This is a genomic window from Candidatus Symbiobacter mobilis CR, assembly GCF_000477435.1.
Classification (GTDB): Bacteria; Pseudomonadota; Gammaproteobacteria; order Burkholderiales; family Burkholderiaceae_C; genus Rhodoferax; species Rhodoferax mobilis.
The window spans coordinates 1118209-1134349 of sequence record NC_022576.1 but is presented as its reverse complement, the minus strand read 5'-3'; the positions used below and the strand labels follow the sequence as shown (position 1 = coordinate 1134349).

Sequence of the window (16141 nt, the reverse complement as noted above, 5' to 3'; positions counted from 1 at the left end):
TGCGATGTCGGACATCCTTGCGCGAATCCTCACCGCCAAGCACGCAGAGGTGGAGCGTTGCGCTGCGCAAGTGCCCTTGCACATCGTGCGCGAACGGGCCGAAGCGAAGGGACAGCTTCGGGGTTTTGCCGACGCGGTGTGTAGCCGGGCGCGAGCCGGGAATGCGGCGTTCATTGCGGAAATCAAGAAAGCCAGCCCTTCCCGGGGGGTACTGCGCGAGGACTTCGATCCGGCGTGGATCGCACAGCGCTACGCCAGCCATGGTGCTGCGTGCCTGTCGGTGCTGACGGACCAGCCTTTTTTTCAAGGTAAGCCGCAGGATCTGGAATCGGCGCGCTCGGTGTGCGGCGTGCCCGTGCTGCGCAAGGATTTCATCGTCGATGCGTACCAGGTGTACGAAGCCCGGGCAATGGGCGCCGATGCGATCTTGCTGATCGTCGCTTGTCTGGACGACGGTGCCTTGCTGGAATACGAAACCCTGGCTCATGCGCTGGGGATGGCCGTTCTGGTCGAGGCCCACGACGCAGTGGAACTGGAACGGGCACTGCGCTTGCGCACGCCGCTCGTCGGCATCAACAACCGCAACCTCAAGACGATGGACATCTCGCTGGGGACGGTGCTTTCCTTGCGCACGCAGGTTCCTGCCGATCGCACTGTCGTATGCGAAAGCGGTCTGCGGACGCATCAGGATGTCGTGCGGATGCAAGATGCAGGGATTCACGCCTTTCTGGTGGGCAGTGCATGCATGACGGCGAGCGATCCAGGCCTTGCTTTGGCGGAGTTGTTCGGATGAACGCGAGCCAGCTCCTGTCTGTCCAGCCACAGGACTGGCCTGTTGCGCCAGACTGGCGGGAACTGGTTGATGGATTTTTTGCTTCGACGACAGGGCAGCGGTTGCTGGCCTTTTTGCGGGAGCGTCTGGAACGTGGCGCGACGATCTTTCCACCGCAACCGCTGCGTGCGCTGGAGCTGACCCCCCTGTCGAGGGTGCGTGTCGTCATTCTTGGGCAAGATCCTTACCATGGGCGCGGGCAGGCGGAAGGATTGGCGTTTTCCGTCCCCCCGGGGGTACCGATTCCGCCTTCCTTGCGAAACATCTTTCAGGAGTTGCAGCGCGATCTGGGAGAGCCTGTCCCTGCATTTCCGAATCCGGGGGGAAGTTTGTTGCGATGGGCCAGGCATGGGGTCTTGCTGCTCAACACCTGTCTGACCGTCGAGGAAGGCGCACCGGCCAGTCACTCGGGCAAAGGGTGGGAGGCTTTGACGGATGCTGTCATTCGCGAGGTATCGCAGCAGGCCAGCGCAGTCGTGTTCATGTTGTGGGGCAGCCACGCCCAAGGGAAGCGCCCGCTGATCGATGCTTCGCGGCATCTGGTGCTTTGTGCGAACCATCCCTCTCCGCTGTCGGCCCATCGTCCACCTATTCCTTTTCTTGGATGCGGACATTTTTCTCAGGCTCGGGATTGGCGTTTGCAGCACAACCAGGATGCTGTGACGCCAGTCCCTCCTCCATCTTCATAGCATTCCCCTAGGATGGGGAGTACTACATGCGTCGAGAGTGTGTCTATCGTGCCGCGTGCCAAAAGCACTGTGTGGGCAGTGGCATAATCTTCGGTTCGCAGTGGAGAGGTGGCCGAGTGGTTAATGGCAGCAGACTGTAAATCTGCCCTCTTGCGAGTACGATGGTTCGAATCCATCCCTCTCCACCACGGAACGTTCTGGAAGTGTGCGGTGTGTAGGCATCGTGCATGCCGCTAGAAATCGAGTTCGATATTGGGTCCGAAATCGGGATCGGTATTTGGTTCCATGCTGGATTCGATATTGGCCTCCAGGCGGGAGTAGTTCAATGGCAGAACCCTAGCCTTCCAAGCTAATGACGCGGGTTCGATTCCCGTCTCCCGCTCCAGTTTCACAGACGACGTGCGCTTATTCAGGCCCATTTGGCTCAGTGGCAGAGCACTCCCTTGGTAAGGGAGAGGTCCCGGGTCCGATTCCCGGAATGGGCACCATTCGCGGTCTGTGCCTGGTTGTTGGCGGGGCGTTGCGTGGGGAAGGATTGGATCGTTTCTTTGTTTTCGGAGTCGCACAATGGCCAAGGAAAAATTTGCACGCACCAAGCCCCACGTGAATGTGGGAACGATCGGACACGTGGATCACGGAAAGACGACGCTGACGGCGGCGATCACGTCTGTGCTGGCGGCGAAGTACGGTGGTTTGGCGAAGGCATACGACCAGATCGATGCTGCGCCAGAAGAAAAGGCGCGGGGGATCACGATCAACACGGCGCACGTGGAATACGAGACGGCTGGACGGCACTACGCGCACGTGGATTGCCCCGGGCACGCGGACTACGTGAAGAACATGATCACGGGTGCTGCGCAGATGGACGGAGCGATTCTGGTGTGTTCCGCAGCAGACGGCCCGATGCCGCAGACACGCGAGCACATTTTGTTGGCGCGTCAGGTGGGTGTGCCGTACATCGTGGTGTACCTGAACAAGTGCGACATGGTCGACGATCCCGAGTTGCTCGAACTGGTCGAGATGGAGTTGCGGGAACTGCTGGACAAATACGACTTTCCTGGCGACAAGACGCCGATCATCCATGGTTCGGCGAAGATGGCGATGGAAGGAGACAAGAGCGAGCTGGGTGAAGGGTCGATCATGAAGCTGGCCGAGGCTCTCGACAGCTACATCCCGACGCCGGAGCGTGCGATAGATGGGACGTTCCTGATGCCGGTGGAAGATGTGTTTTCGATTTCCGGACGTGGAACGGTGGTGACGGGTCGCGTGGAGCGCGGGATCATCAAGGTGGGGGAAGAAATCGAGATCGTGGGGATTCACGACACGCAGAAGACGACATGCACCGGGGTGGAAATGTTCCGCAAGCTGCTCGACCAGGGGCAGGCTGGGGACAACGTGGGCGTGCTATTGCGTGGGACGAAGCGGGAAGATGTGCAGCGCGGACAGGTGCTGTGCAAGCCCGGGAGCATCAAGCCCCATACGCATTTTGTGGGAGAGGTGTACGTGCTGTCGAAGGACGAAGGCGGGCGGCACACGCCGTTTTTCAGCAACTACCGTCCGCAGTTTTACTTCCGGACGACGGACGTGACGGGCGCGATTGAATTGCCGGAAGGCAAGGAGATGGTGATGCCTGGGGACAACGTGACGATCACGGTGAAGTTGATTGCGCCGATTGCGATGGAAGAGGGGTTGCGGTTTGCCATTCGTGAAGGGGGCAAGACCGTGGGTGCTGGGGTGGTAACGAAGATTATTGCTTGATTGATCATTGTTGATTGATCGTTCTTTGCACAGTATCCAAAGGCGTTACCGGCCTTGCTTCCGATGTAAAGGATGCGAGGCTGGTACATGGCATGTGGTCAGGCCGTAGGGGTATAGCTCAATTGGCAGAGCGTCGGTCTCCAAAACCGAAGGTTGTAGGTTCGATTCCTACTGCCCCTGCCACATAGGCCGTTCCACAATTATTCTCAAAGGTGGCTGGGGTTGCCACAGCGCAATGAGGCTGGTGTGTCAGATGCTGTCTCGTTGGTGTTCTGGCTTTCGTCATTCTGGTTTTCGTTTTTGTATGCTGTAGAGCGGACAAGTGTTCTTGTCCGCATCGTGCTTTTTTCGTTGATTGCCCACTATCGTGTCCCACAAAGTTCCCGTGCAGGATGCTGCACCTCGTTCGGCCAAAAGTGACACCCTGCCGCAAGATTCGGTGATCGGGGTGCGTTCGAGCCGTATCGCTTCCACAGTAGCTATTGGGTTGACTGTGGGTAGTTTTGCCGGTTACTTTGCGCTGATCAAGCAAGGCCCTTTGCTCGCGTGGTCGGCACTGTTGATGTCCCTCATGCTGGCAGCAGGGGTATTCCTGTGGTTCACGCAAGCAGGTAGACAGTTGATCGCTTTCGCCGCAGATGCTCTGCGCGAGGTACAGAAAGTGGTTTGGCCCACGCGCAAGGAAGCATTGCAGACGACGGGTTATGTTTTTGCTTTCGTAGTGCTCATGGCTCTTTTCTTGTGGTTGACGGACAAATCCCTGGAGTGGATTCTGTACGACGTGTTGCTGGGCTGGAAAAAATGACGACGACTCCCTTGCCTTTGCCAGAACCGGAACCCGCAGAAACCGGGCAGTTCCATTGGTATGTTGTGCATACCTATGCGGGTATGGAAAGAGCGGTGGAGCGTAGCCTTGCCGAGGCGATAGCTCGTGCCAATCTCCAGCACAAGTTCAGAAAAGTGCTGGTGCCGGTCGAAGAAGTCGTCGAGATCAAGCGTGGACAGCGCAAGATCACGGAGCGGAAGTTTTTCCCGGGGTATGTCTTCGTCGAAATGGTCATGGACGACGAAACCTGGCATTTCGTCAAACAAACGAACCGTGTTACCGGCTTTGTCGGTGGTGGCAAGAGCAAGCCCACTCCCATTTCCGAGGGGGAAGTGCAAAAAATCCTGAGCCAAATGCAGGAAGGCAGCGATCGGCCTCGGCATAAAGTCGAATTCATCGTGGGGGAAAGCGTGCGTGTGACCGATGGCCCCTTTGCCGACTTTCACGGCACGGTCGAGGAAGTCAACTACGACAAGAGCAAGGTGCGTGTGGCGGTCACCATATTTGGGCGATCTACTCCCGTAGAACTCGAATTCTCGCAAGTCGAGAAGATGTAAGGGAAGTTGGAAAACATCCCAAAAACAACCCGCAACATCCCAATTCAACCCTGGGTTTGCACTGTACGGCTCGGTGCAAAAGATGTGAAAAGAGCCGTTTGTCACGGGGAGCCGTGGCGGCCCAGTCGTCGCTGCGGCGGTAGAACCCGATAGGAGTTATGCATGGCAAAAAAAATCGTTGGCTACGTCAAGCTGCAAGTGCCTGCCGGAAAGGCCAATCCCTCGCCGCCCATCGGCCCAGCCCTGGGGCAGCGCGGCCTGAATATCATGGAATTCTGCAAGGCTTTCAACGCGCAGACGCAGGGGATGGAGCCAGGTTTGCTGCTGCCCGTGGTGATCACGGCGTATGCGGACAAGTCATTTACCTTCGTTATCAAGTCTCCCCCCTCGACGGTACTGCTCAAGAAGGCAGCCAAGATTGAGAAGGGGTCTGCGCGCGCCAACAAGGACAAGGTCGGCACCGTGACCCGTGCGCAGCTCGAAGACATCGCAAAGACCAAGCTCAACGACATGACTGCTGCCACTATGGATGCAGCGGTTCGCACGATTGCCGGGTCGGCACGGTCGATGGGTTTGGTGGTGGAGGGCTTGTGAGATGGCACGCTTGACAAAAAAACAAAAAGCCCTCGCAGGCAAGGTTGATAGCACCAAGCTCTATGCAGTGACGGATGCGTTGCAACTGGTGCAGCAATGTGCCACCGCCAAATTCGACGAATCGATTGATGTGGCGGTCCAGCTCGGGGTCGACGCCAAGAAGTCGGATCAGGTCGTTCGTGGGGCTGTCGTTCTCCCGAATGGAACGGGCAAGACCAAGCGCGTGGCCGTTTTTGCCCAAGGCGGGAAGGCCGAAGAAGCCAAAGCGGCAGGGGCGGATGTCGTTGGGATGGAAGATCTGGCGGCCCGCGTCAAGGCTGGAGATATGCCTTTCGACGTGGTCATTGCTTCGCCGGATGCCATGCGCGTAGTCGGCAGTCTGGGGCAAATCCTCGGGCCTCGGGGGCTGATGCCGAATCCGAAAGTGGGCACCGTGACCCCCGATGTCGCGACGGCAGTGCGTAATGCCAAGGCGGGTCAAGTGCAATTCCGTGTCGACAAGGCCGGGATCGTCCATGGAACGATTGGGCGCCGTTCTTTCGAGCCGACCAAGCTACAAGAGAACCTGGCTGCGCTGCTGGATGCGTTGGTCAAGGCCAAACCTGCAACCAGCAAGGGGGTGTACCTCCGCAAACTGGCTGTGTCCAGCACGATGGGTGTGGGGGTTCGCGTGGACGTCCAGACCGTCAAGGTTTGAACGCAAAGCGCAAGAAAACGGGTCAACCCCGGGGGGGAGCCTGCATTGGTGGGTCGGCTGTCTAAGGTAGCCGAACCATCCGAGACCGCTGGCGCACACGGCATCACGCAAGCCAATCTGGTCTGGTGGTTGCTGTGTGCTTAATCCGTACGAAGTGTGCGAGTCAGCGCAGATGGTGTTCCTGCCGATCTCTGGTTGGCTGGTCGCCTTGTCGTCGTATCTGCTCCCACAAAGTGCATTGTGGTGGGGGGAAACAACGTTACAGGAGGAAATTTTGGGATTAAGCAAAAGTGAAAAGGAATCCGTAATCAGCGAGGTATCTCGCCTGGTTACCGGTTCCCAAACGGTCGTGCTTGCCGAGTACCGGGGGGTATCGGTGGCAGATATGACCCGATTGCGTGCGAATGCGCGCAGTGCTGGGGTGGCGCTCAGCGTCGTCAAAAACACCTTGGCTCGCAAAGCGGTGCAAGGGAGTGTGTTCGAGCCTTTGTCCAGCCTGATGAAAGGCCCGTTGTTGTACGGTTTTTCGTCCGATGCCGTGGCTGCTGCCAAGGTCGTGACGGAATTCGCGAAGCAGCAGCCCAAGTTCATCGTGCAAGGTGGCGCTTACCAAGGCACGCTGCTCAATGTGGAAGGGGTGCAGCAGCTCGCCAATATTCCCTCGCGGGAAGTGTTGCTTGGTCAGTTGCTGGGGCTGATGCAATCGCCGATCTCCGGGTTGGCTCGCGTGCTGTCTGCGGTGGCGGAATCGCGTGCGGAAGCTACCGCAGCACCGGCAGCCTAGCCAGCGTTGCGCGTTGCAGGCAGGTTGGCTTCCCTTGCTGTCTTGCCTGGCATGGATTGCAGTCTCTTTTTCTTTTTTATGTAGGTAGAAATCACTATGTCATTCGATAAACAAGCATTTTTGACCGCTCTCGACAGCATGACGGTCATGGAACTCAACGATCTGGTCAAGGCCATCGAAGAGAAGTTCGGCGTCAGCGCAGCCGCGATGGCCGCGCCTGCAGCCGCTGGGGCGGCCCCAGCGGCCGTCGTCGAGGAAAAGACCGAGTTCAACGTCGTATTGCAAGAAATCGGCGCCAACAAGGTGTCTGTCATCAAGGCGGTTCGTGAACTTACCGGGCTGGGGCTCAAGGAAGCCAAGGACCTCGTCGAAGCTGCGCCCAAGAACGTCAAGGAAGGCGTTTCCAAGGCCGACGGCGAAGCAGCGGTCAAGAAGCTCGTCGAAGCGGGCGCCAAGGCCGAACTCAAGTGATCGCGTAGCGATTGCCAGCCAGCAGATAGCCAGCCAGCACCACCCGGTAGGTACACCCTCCCGGATGTGTGCGGCAACCTGGTTTCGGCCGCATGTCGGGCCGATGCGGGGTTGTTTGCTGCCTGGAATGAGATTCCACCGAAAAGTGCCCTGCATGGGCATTTTTCCGTGCAATGGGGTCAAGCACCCCTTCTACAGCCTCGGGTCGGACTGCATGCAAGGTGCAGTCGTCAGCCAACGATTGGTAGTGGCCAATCACCGGGCAGATGTGTGCATTCGCGGGTTTTGCGTCGGCGAAGGCCAGATTTGGGGCGATTCCGGTTTGTCGCCTCGCAGTACGACCGTTCTGCCACGGTATGGGCAGGTATAGCTGGATTACTAAGTTACTAAGCAAGGGGAAGTCATGGCGTATTCATTCACAGAGCGCAAACGCATCCGGAAAAATTTTGGCAGCAGGGAAGACGTGTTGGCCATCCCGTACCTGTTGCAGATGCAGAAGGAGGCATACACCGCTTTCTTGCAGCAGGACATCCCCCCCAGGGCGCGTGCGGAGACGGGGCTGCAAGCAGCGTTTTGCAATGCCTTCCCCATCATCTCGCACAACGGCTATGTCGAGATGAAATTCGAGGAATACACCCTCGGCAAGCCAGCATTCGACGTGCGCGAGTGTCAGACTCGTGGATTGACCTTTGCCTCGCCTGTACGGGCACGGGTCAAATTGTTCGTGTACGACAGGGAAGCATCGACCCAACACAACAAGGTCGTCAAAGAAGTCAAGGAGCAAGAGGTCTACATGGGCGAGGTTCCGCTCATGACCGACAAAGGCTCTTTCGTCATCAATGGCACCGAGCGGGTGATCGTCTCGCAGCTCCACCGTTCTCCCGGCGTGTTTTTCGAGCACGACAAGGGCAAAACCCACAGCTCGGGCAAGCTGCTCTTTTCCGCACGGATCATCCCGTACCGGGGTTCGTGGCTGGATTTCGAATTCGACCCCAAGGACATCCTGTATTTCCGGGTGGATCGGCGCCGCAAGATGCCGGTGACCATTCTGCTCAAGGCCATCGGGCTCGACAACGAAGGAATCCTCGCCACCTTTTTTGTCAATGACCGCATTCGCCTGCTCGACAGCGGAGCGGAAATCGAGGTGGTTGCGGATCGGCTGCGCGGGGAATTGGCGCGGCACGACATCGTCGATCGGCACGGCACAGTCATCGTGCAAAAAGACAAGCGGATCAATGCCAAGCACATCCGCGAGCTGATGCAAAGCCAGACTACGCACCTTGTTGTGCCGGAAGAGGTATTGCTTGGGCGGGTTCTGGCGCGGAAAGTGGTGGATCCCATGACTGGCGAGGTCATTGCCTTGGCCAACGAGGAGCTGACCGAAACGCTGCTCAAGAAGTTGCGCAGCGCACAGGTGCAGGAACTGGAATGCATCTACACGAATGAGCTGGATCAAGGGCCGTATATCTCGCAGACCTTGCGTATCGACGAAAGCGCAACCACGCTTGATGCACGCACGGCGATCTATCGCATGATGCGTCCTGGAGAGCCACCGACGGAAGAAGCGGTGCTGTCGTTGTTTGATCGCTTGTTTTACGACACCAACACCTACGACCTATCCCGCGTGGGGCGGATGAAATTCAATGCCCGTATGGGACGCCCCGACGACAAAGGGCCAATGGTGTTGACCAACGATGACATTCTGGACGTTGTCAAATTGCTCGTCGATCTACGCAACGGCAAGGGTGTCGTCGACGACATTGACCATCTGGGCAACCGGCGCGTGCGCTGCGTGGGCGAGCTGGCAGAAAACCAGTTCCGGGTAGGGCTTGCCCGCATCGAAAAAGCCGTCAAGGAAAGGCTGGGTCAGGCGGAGCAGGAACCGATGATGCCGCACGACCTCATCAACAGCAAACCTATCTCTGCGGCGCTCAAGGAGTTTTTCGGGGCATCGCAGTTGTCCCAGTTCATGGATCAGACCAACCCGCTGTCCGAGATCACGCACAAGCGGCGCGTGTCGGCGCTGGGGCCAGGGGGGCTGACGCGGGAGCGGGCAGGGTTTGAAGTGCGGGACGTTCACGTCACCCACTATGGGCGGGTGTGTCCCATCGAAACGCCCGAAGGCCCGAACATCGGCCTGATCAATTCGCTCGCGCTGTATGCACGGCTCAATGACTATGGGTTTATCGAAACTCCATACCGTCGCGTCGTCGATGGCAAGGTGACGACGGAGATCGACTACCTTTCCGCCATTGACGAAGGCAAGTTCATCATTGCGCAGGCCAATGCCGCGCTGGATGACGACGGGCGCCTCACCGGCGATCTGGTTTCCGCACGGGAGGCCGGGGAGTCCGTGATGGTCACTGCGGACAAAGTGCAGTACATGGACGTGTCGCCGGCGCAGATCGTGTCGGTGGCGGCTTCGCTGGTACCGTTCCTGGAGCATGACGATGCGAACCGCGCATTGATGGGCGCGAACATGTCCCGGCAGGCCGTTCCCGTTTTGCGTGCGGAAAAACCCTTCGTAGGCACGGGGATCGAGCGCGTCGCAGCGATTGACTCTGGCACGGTCGTGACTGCGCGCCGGGGGGGCATCGTCGATTTCGTCGATGCGCGTCGCGTCGTGGTTCGTGTCCATGACGACGAGGCTCCCGCAGGGGAAGTCGGTGTCGATATCTACAACCTCATCCACTACCAGCGTTCCAACCAGAATACGAACATCCACCAGCGCCCCATCGTTCGCATGGGAGATGTCTTGGCCAAGGGTGACGTGATCGCAGACGGGGCTTCGACAGACCTTGGAGAGCTTGCCCTGGGGCAGAACATGCTCATCGCGTTCATGACCTGGAACGGGTACAACTTCGAGGACTCGATTCTCATCAGTGAGCGGGTGGTTGCCGACGACCGCTACACCTCGATCCATATCGAGGAACTTGTCGTCATGGCTCGGGACACCAAGCTCGGCCCGGAAGAAATCACGCGGGATATTCCTAACCTCAGCGACTACCAGCTCAATCGCCTTGATGAATCGGGGATCATCTTCGTGGGGTCGGAAGTGCGGCCCGGGGATACTCTCGTCGGCAAGGTGACGCCCAAGGGCGAAGTCAGCCTGACCCCCGAAGAAAAGCTGATGCGGGCGATCTTCAACGACAAGGCCAGCGATGTCAAAGACACCTCGCTGCGTCTGGATCAAGGATCCCAAGGCGTAGTGATCGACGTGCAGGTCTTTACTCGCGAAGGGATTCAGCGCGACAAGCGTGCCCAGCAGATCATCGAAGACGAACTGCGGCGGTTCCGGCTGGATCTGAACGACCAATTGCGGATCGTGCAGAACGATGCCTTTGCCCGGATCGAAAGGATGCTGTTGGGCCAGCCTGCCACGGGAGGGCCGCAAAAACTGCCGCGGGGCAGCAAGATCACCAGTGAGTATCTGGCGTCTGTCGATCGGTTCCACTGGTTCGACATTCGCGTGACCGACGAAACCCTTGCTGCGCAACTCGAAAGTGTCCAGCGCTCGCTGGAGCAGACCCGCTTGCGTTTCGACCAGGCTTTTGAAGAAAAGCGCAAAAAGCTCACGCAGGGCGACGAGCTGCCTGCTGGGGTGCTCAAGATGGTCAAGGTCTACGTTGCAGTCAAACGGCACTTGCAGCCGGGTGACAAGATGGCAGGCCGCCATGGGAACAAGGGCGTGGTATCCAAGATCGTTCCGGTCGAAGATATGCCGTACATGGCCGATGGCACTCCTTGCGACATCGTGCTCAACCCGCTGGGCGTGCCATCGCGGATGAACGTCGGGCAAGTGTTGGAAGTCCACCTCGGGTGGGCCAGCAAGGGCATTGGGCAGCGTATTGGAGACTTGTTGCAAGCGCAAGCCGGCGTAGCAGAGGTACGCAAGTACCTCGATAAGGTCTACAACAAAACGGGGAGCAAGGCTGATCTCGATGCGATTTCCGACAAAGAGCTGTTGGCGATGGCGGAACGGCTCACGGAAGGGGTTCCCTTTGCCAGCCCAGTGTTCGATGGGGCGAGCGAGACGCAGATTCGGTCGATGCTGGAATTGGGGTACCCCAAAGATGTGGCCGTTGCCAAAGGCTTGACGGAGCAACGCACGCAAGCTTGGCTGTATGACGGACGCACGGGGGATCGCTTCGAGCGTCCCGTCACGATCGGGTACATGCACTACCTCAAGTTGCACCACCTTGTCGACGACAAGATGCACGCCCGCTCCACGGGGCCATACAGCCTGGTCACGCAACAACCGCTGGGCGGCAAAGCCCAATTCGGCGGGCAACGTTTCGGGGAAATGGAAGTCTGGGCGTTGGAAGCCTACGGTGCCGCCTACACCTTGCAGGAAATGCTCACCGTGAAGTCCGACGACGTGCAGGGGCGTACCAAGGTCTACGAAAGCATCGTCAAGGGCGAGCATTCGATCCAGGCCGGGATGCCCGAGTCGTTCAACGTCCTCGTCAAGGAAATTCGTTCCCTGGGCCTGGATATGGAACTCGACCGTTCCTGATTGCCCTCGCCGTCATCGTGCTGCAAACCGGGAACCCATCGGCCCGGTTTGCCCCCGTCACTCAAGGATTGGAGTAGCCGCCATGAAATCATTGCTCGACTTTTTCAAGCAGGTCGCACCGGAAGAACATTTCGAGACGATCCGCATCGGAATGGCCTCTCCCGAGACCATTCGCTCGTGGTCATTCGGGGAAGTCAAAAAGCCCGAAACCATCAACTACCGCACGTTCAAGCCCGAGCGCGACGGCCTGTTTTGCGCCAAGATTTTTGGCCCGATCAAGGACTACGAGTGCCTGTGCGGCAAGTACAAGCGCCTCAAGCACCGTGGGGTGATCTGCGAAAAGTGCGGAGTTGAAGTCACGCAGACCAAGGTGCGGCGCGAGCGCATGGGGCATATCGACCTGGCCGCGCCGTGCGCGCACATCTGGTTCCTCAAGTCCTTGCCCAGTCGGCTGGGGTTGGTGCTGGACATGACCTTGCGTGACATTGAGCGGGTGTTGTACTTTGAAGCCTATGTCGTTACCGAGGGGGGAATGACTCCCCTCAAGCCCTACGCCATCCTGACAGAGGATGAATATGCCAAGCATACGCAGGAGTATGGTGACGAGTTCCAGGCCAAGATGGGTGCGGAAGCCATCAAGGATCTGTTGCAAAACATGGATATCGACGATGCCATCGAGAAACTCCGCAATGACCAGACTGGGTCCGAACTCAAGGTCAAGAAAAACACCAAGCGGCTCAAGCTGCTGGAGGCTTTCAAGAAGTCCGGCCTCAAGCCAGAGTGGATGGTGCTTGACGTCTTGCCTGTCCTGCCTCCCGATTTGCGCCCTCTCGTTCCCCTCGATGGCGGGCGTTTTGCAACCTCCGACCTCAACGATCTTTACCGGCGTGTGATCAATCGCAACAGTCGGCTGCGTCGGCTGCTCGAACTCAAGGCGCCGGACATCATTGCCCGCAACGAAAAGCGGATGCTGCAAGAAGCCGTCGATAGCCTGCTCGACAACGGCCGCCGTGGCAAGGCGATGACCGGGGCCAACAAGCGGGCGCTCAAGTCGTTGGCGGACATGATCAAGGGCAAGGGAGGGCGCTTCCGCCAAAACCTGCTGGGCAAGCGTGTGGACTATTCAGGCCGGTCTGTAATTACGGTCGGCCCTACGCTCAAGCTCCACCAGTGCGGTTTGCCCAAACTGATGGCGCTGGAGTTGTTCAAGCCCTTCATTTTTGCCAGGCTGGAAGCCATGGGCATCGCGGCAACGATCAAGCTGGCCAAGAAAGAAGTCGAAGCCGGCACCCCCGTGGTGTGGGACATCCTCGAAGAAGTCATCACCGAACACCCGATCCTGCTCAATCGCGCTCCCACACTGCATCGGCTGGGTATCCAAGCCTTCGAACCCATCCTCATCGAAGGCAAGGCCATCCAGTTGCACCCGCTGGTTTGCGCTGCGTTCAACGCCGACTTCGACGGCGACCAGATGGCCGTACACGTGCCGTTGTCCGTCGAGGCACAGATGGAGGCGCGCACGCTGATGCTTGCTTCCAACAATGTGTTGTTCCCTTCCAATGGCGAGCCGTCGATCGTCCCGTCGCAAGACGTGGTGCTGGGCCTGTACTACACGACCCGCGAACGCATCAACGCCCGTGGCGAGGGCATGATCTTTTCCGATGTCGGCGAGGTGCAGCGCGCCTTTGATGCCGGGCAGGTCGAAGCCGGTACGCGCATCCATGTGCGGCTGACCGAATACACCCGCAACAAGGCGACCGGGGAGCTTGAAGCCAGCACGCAGTTGCGGGATACCACGGCAGGCCGTGCGCTGTTGTCGGAAATTCTCCCCAAGGGGCTGCCTTTTGCGTTGATCAACAAGGCACTGAAGAAGAAAGAAATCTCGCGGCTTATCAACGCCTCGTTTCGCAAGTGCGGACTCAAGGAAACGGTGGTTTTTGCGGATCGGCTGCTGCAATATGGGTTCCGGTTGGCCACCCGCGCGGGCATTTCGATTTCGATCGACGACATGCTCGTCCCCCCGGAAAAGCCTGCCGTCATTGAGCGTGCGGAGATTGAGGTCAAGGAAATTGCCCAGCAGTTCACTTCCGGTCTCGTGACAGCGGGGGAACGCTACAACAAGGTTGTCGATATCTGGGGCAAGGTGGGCGACGAGGTCTCGCGCGTGATGATGGCTCAGCTCTCCAAAGAGATGGTCACTGACCGGCATGGAAAGGTGGTTCCCCAGGAATCCTTCAATTCGATCTACATGATGGCCGACTCCGGAGCACGGGGTTCTGCCGCGCAGATTCGGCAGGTGGCCGGGATGCGGGGGCTGATGGCCAAGCCTGACGGGTCGATCATCGAAACCCCGATCCGCGCCAATTTCCGCGAAGGCCTCAATGTGTTGGAGTACTTCATCTCCACCCACGGTGCGCGCAAGGGGTTGGCCGATACAGCGTTGAAAACCGCCAACTCCGGGTACCTGACTCGCCGTCTGGTCGATGTCACGCAAGACTTGGTCGTCACGCAGGAAGACTGTGGCACGCATGGCGGGTACATCATGCGCGCGGTGATGGAAGGCGGTGAGGTCATCGAATCCTTGCGGGATCGAATTCTGGGCCGCACGGCTGCCGATGACATTCCCCACCCCGAAACGAACGAGGTCCTCGTCGATGCCGGTACCTTGCTCGACGAGGACTGGCTCGACGAACTGGAGGCTGCCGGTGTTGACGAAGTCAAGGTGCGCACGGCGTTGACGTGCGAAACAAGATTTGGTATCTGCGCCAAGTGCTATGGGCGTGACCTGGGGCGCGGGGGCGTGGTCAATCTGGGCGAGGCTGTCGGCGTCATTGCCGCGCAGTCGATCGGGGAACCGGGAACGCAGCTCACCATGCGTACGTTCCACATCGGTGGCGCGGCATCCCGCGCTGCGGTGGCTTCGCGCATCGAATCCAAGTCCGGCGGTACCGTCGGCTTCAACGCGACGATGCGCTATGTGACGAACAACCAGGGTGATCTCGTCGTCATCTCCCGCTCTGGCGAAATACTGATTCATGATGGGCACGGGCGTGAGCGTGAACGGCACAAGGTGCCCTACGGCGCGGTGTTGAGCATCAAGCCCGATGAAAGCGTCAAGGCGGGAGCCGTCCTTGCGACGTGGGATCCACTTACCAGGCCGATCATCACGGAATATGCCGGGCAGGTGCGCTTCGAAAACCTGATCGAAGGCCAGACGCTGGCCAAGCAGGTCGATGAAGTCACCGGGGTGTCTACCCTCGTCGTGATCGACCCCAAGCGCGTCGGTGTAGCGCGGGCGCTGCGTCCGCAAGTCAAGCTGCTCGATGCCGAGGGCAATGAGGTGCGCATCCCCGGTACGGACCACGCCGTGTCGATCGGCTTCCCCGTTGGGGCGTTGTTGCACGTGCGGGACGGACAGGAAGTCGGCCCGGGAACGGTGCTTGCCCGCATCCCCGTGGAAGGGCAGAAAACCCGTGACATTACCGGCGGCTTACCCCGCGTGGCGGAGCTGTTCGAGGCGCGTTCGCCCAAAGACAAAGGTGTGTTGGCCGAGATGACGGGTACCGTGTCCTTTGGCAAGGAGACCAAAGGCAAGCTGCGCTTGCAGATCACCGACCCCGACGGGAAGGTATGGGACATCCTGGTACCGAAGGAAAAGAACATCTTGGTACACGATGGCCAGATCGTCAACAAGGGGGAACTCATCGTCGACGGCCCGGCCGACCCCCAGGACATCCTGCGGCTGTTGGGCGCACAGGAACTGGCGCGCTATATCGTTGACGAGGTGCAAGACGTGTACCGGCTTCAGGGCGTCAAGATCAACGACAAGCACATTGAGGTCATCGTCCGGCAGATGCTGCGGCGTGTTGTCGTCGACAACCCTGGTGAATCGGACTACATCGCCGGCGAACAGGTCGAGCGGTCGGAAATTCTCGATACAAACGATGCCCTGCTTGCAGATAGCAAGATTCCGGCCACATACCACAATGTGTTGCTGGGGATCACCAAGGCCTCGCTGTCGACCGATAGCTTCATCAGTGCGGCGTCCTTCCAGGAGACCACCCGCGTGCTGACCGAAGCTGCCATCATGGGCAAGCGCGACCAACTGCGTGGCCTCAAAGAAAACGTCATCGTCGGTCGGCTGATTCCCGCCGGAACCGGGTTGGCGTATGCCGATGCACGCAAGGTGCGCGAAAAGATGGAAGCCGAAGAGCGCGACGCCATTGCGTTGGCGGAAGCCGAGGAAAAAGACGATTCCGACGCCGATGCAGCAGGCGCAGGCGAACCTGTCTGAACGGCAGGACCCGGGTGAGCGCAGCGTGTGTGGAGGCATCCCCGGCTGGGGGCCGCTGTGCATCGTTGTTGCGGCATGTGGTACGTAGCGGGGTGAACCCGCAGTGGCTGCTCTCCACCGCAC

The 16141-nt window shown here is 59.0% G+C and carries 11 protein-coding genes and 4 tRNA genes; all 15 read left to right on the top strand.

The window, feature by feature from the left end:
* Nucleotides 1-4: 4 nt before the first annotated feature.
* The 15 genes from trpC (at nucleotide 5) to rpoC (ending at nucleotide 16018) form a co-directional block, all read left to right on the top strand.
* The gene (gene trpC / locus CENROD_RS04710) at nucleotides 5-793 is read left to right on the top strand and encodes an indole-3-glycerol phosphate synthase TrpC (RefSeq protein WP_022771962.1); all 789 of its coding nucleotides are present in this window, start codon (nucleotides 5-7) and stop codon (nucleotides 791-793) included.
* Complete coding sequence (locus CENROD_RS04705) at nucleotides 790-1521, top strand: uracil-DNA glycosylase (protein WP_022771961.1); 732 nt, start codon at nucleotides 790-792, stop codon at nucleotides 1519-1521. The genes trpC and CENROD_RS04705 overlap by 4 nt, the downstream gene beginning before the upstream one ends.
* Before the next feature lie 102 nt (nucleotides 1522-1623).
* A tRNA-Tyr gene (locus CENROD_RS04700) sits at nucleotides 1624-1709 on the top strand.
* Nucleotides 1710-1832: 123 nt separating this feature from the next.
* Nucleotides 1833-1906: transfer RNA gene (locus CENROD_RS04695), tRNA-Gly, on the top strand.
* Between the two features lie 28 nt (nucleotides 1907-1934).
* A tRNA-Thr gene (locus tag CENROD_RS04690) sits at nucleotides 1935-2009 on the top strand.
* Nucleotides 2010-2088: 79 nt separating this feature from the next.
* A complete protein-coding gene (gene tuf, locus CENROD_RS04685; protein ID WP_022771327.1) occupies nucleotides 2089-3279 on the top strand; it encodes an elongation factor Tu in 1191 nt (396 codons plus the stop codon).
* Between the two features lie 107 nt (nucleotides 3280-3386).
* Nucleotides 3387-3462: transfer RNA gene (locus tag CENROD_RS04680), tRNA-Trp, on the top strand.
* 256 nt (nucleotides 3463-3718) lie between these two features.
* The gene (gene secE / locus CENROD_RS04675; protein WP_420795900.1) at nucleotides 3719-4084 is read left to right on the top strand and encodes a preprotein translocase subunit SecE; all 366 of its coding nucleotides are present in this window, start codon (nucleotides 3719-3721) and stop codon (nucleotides 4082-4084) included.
* Nucleotides 4081-4662, top strand: coding sequence for a transcription termination/antitermination protein NusG (gene nusG / locus CENROD_RS04670; protein WP_022771959.1), 582 nt, complete (start codon nucleotides 4081-4083; stop codon nucleotides 4660-4662). Before secE ends, nusG begins: the two co-directional genes overlap by 4 nt.
* Nucleotides 4663-4824: 162 nt before the next feature.
* On the top strand, nucleotides 4825-5256 hold the full coding sequence (gene rplK, locus CENROD_RS04665) for a 50S ribosomal protein L11 (RefSeq protein WP_022771958.1): 432 nt from the start codon (nucleotides 4825-4827) through the stop codon (nucleotides 5254-5256).
* A gap of 1 nt (nucleotide 5257) precedes the next feature.
* The gene (gene rplA, locus CENROD_RS04660; protein WP_022771957.1) at nucleotides 5258-5953 is read left to right on the top strand and encodes a 50S ribosomal protein L1; all 696 of its coding nucleotides are present in this window, start codon (nucleotides 5258-5260) and stop codon (nucleotides 5951-5953) included.
* A gap of 274 nt (nucleotides 5954-6227) precedes the next feature.
* Nucleotides 6228-6737 carry a 50S ribosomal protein L10 gene (gene rplJ / locus CENROD_RS04655; RefSeq protein ID WP_041194093.1) on the top strand — a complete coding sequence of 170 codons (510 nt, stop codon included), beginning with the start codon at nucleotides 6228-6230 and terminating at the stop codon, nucleotides 6735-6737.
* Between the two features lie 96 nt (nucleotides 6738-6833).
* Complete coding sequence (rplL, locus tag CENROD_RS04650; RefSeq protein ID WP_022771955.1) at nucleotides 6834-7208, top strand: 50S ribosomal protein L7/L12; 375 nt, start codon at nucleotides 6834-6836, stop codon at nucleotides 7206-7208.
* A gap of 403 nt (nucleotides 7209-7611) precedes the next feature.
* Entirely contained in the window at nucleotides 7612-11724 is a 4113-nt protein-coding gene (rpoB, locus tag CENROD_RS04640) for a DNA-directed RNA polymerase subunit beta (protein WP_022771953.1), read from the top strand.
* A gap of 82 nt (nucleotides 11725-11806) precedes the next feature.
* The gene (gene rpoC, locus CENROD_RS04635; protein WP_022771952.1) at nucleotides 11807-16018 is read left to right on the top strand and encodes a DNA-directed RNA polymerase subunit beta'; all 4212 of its coding nucleotides are present in this window, start codon (nucleotides 11807-11809) and stop codon (nucleotides 16016-16018) included.
* Nucleotides 16019-16141: the final 123 nt, after the last annotated feature.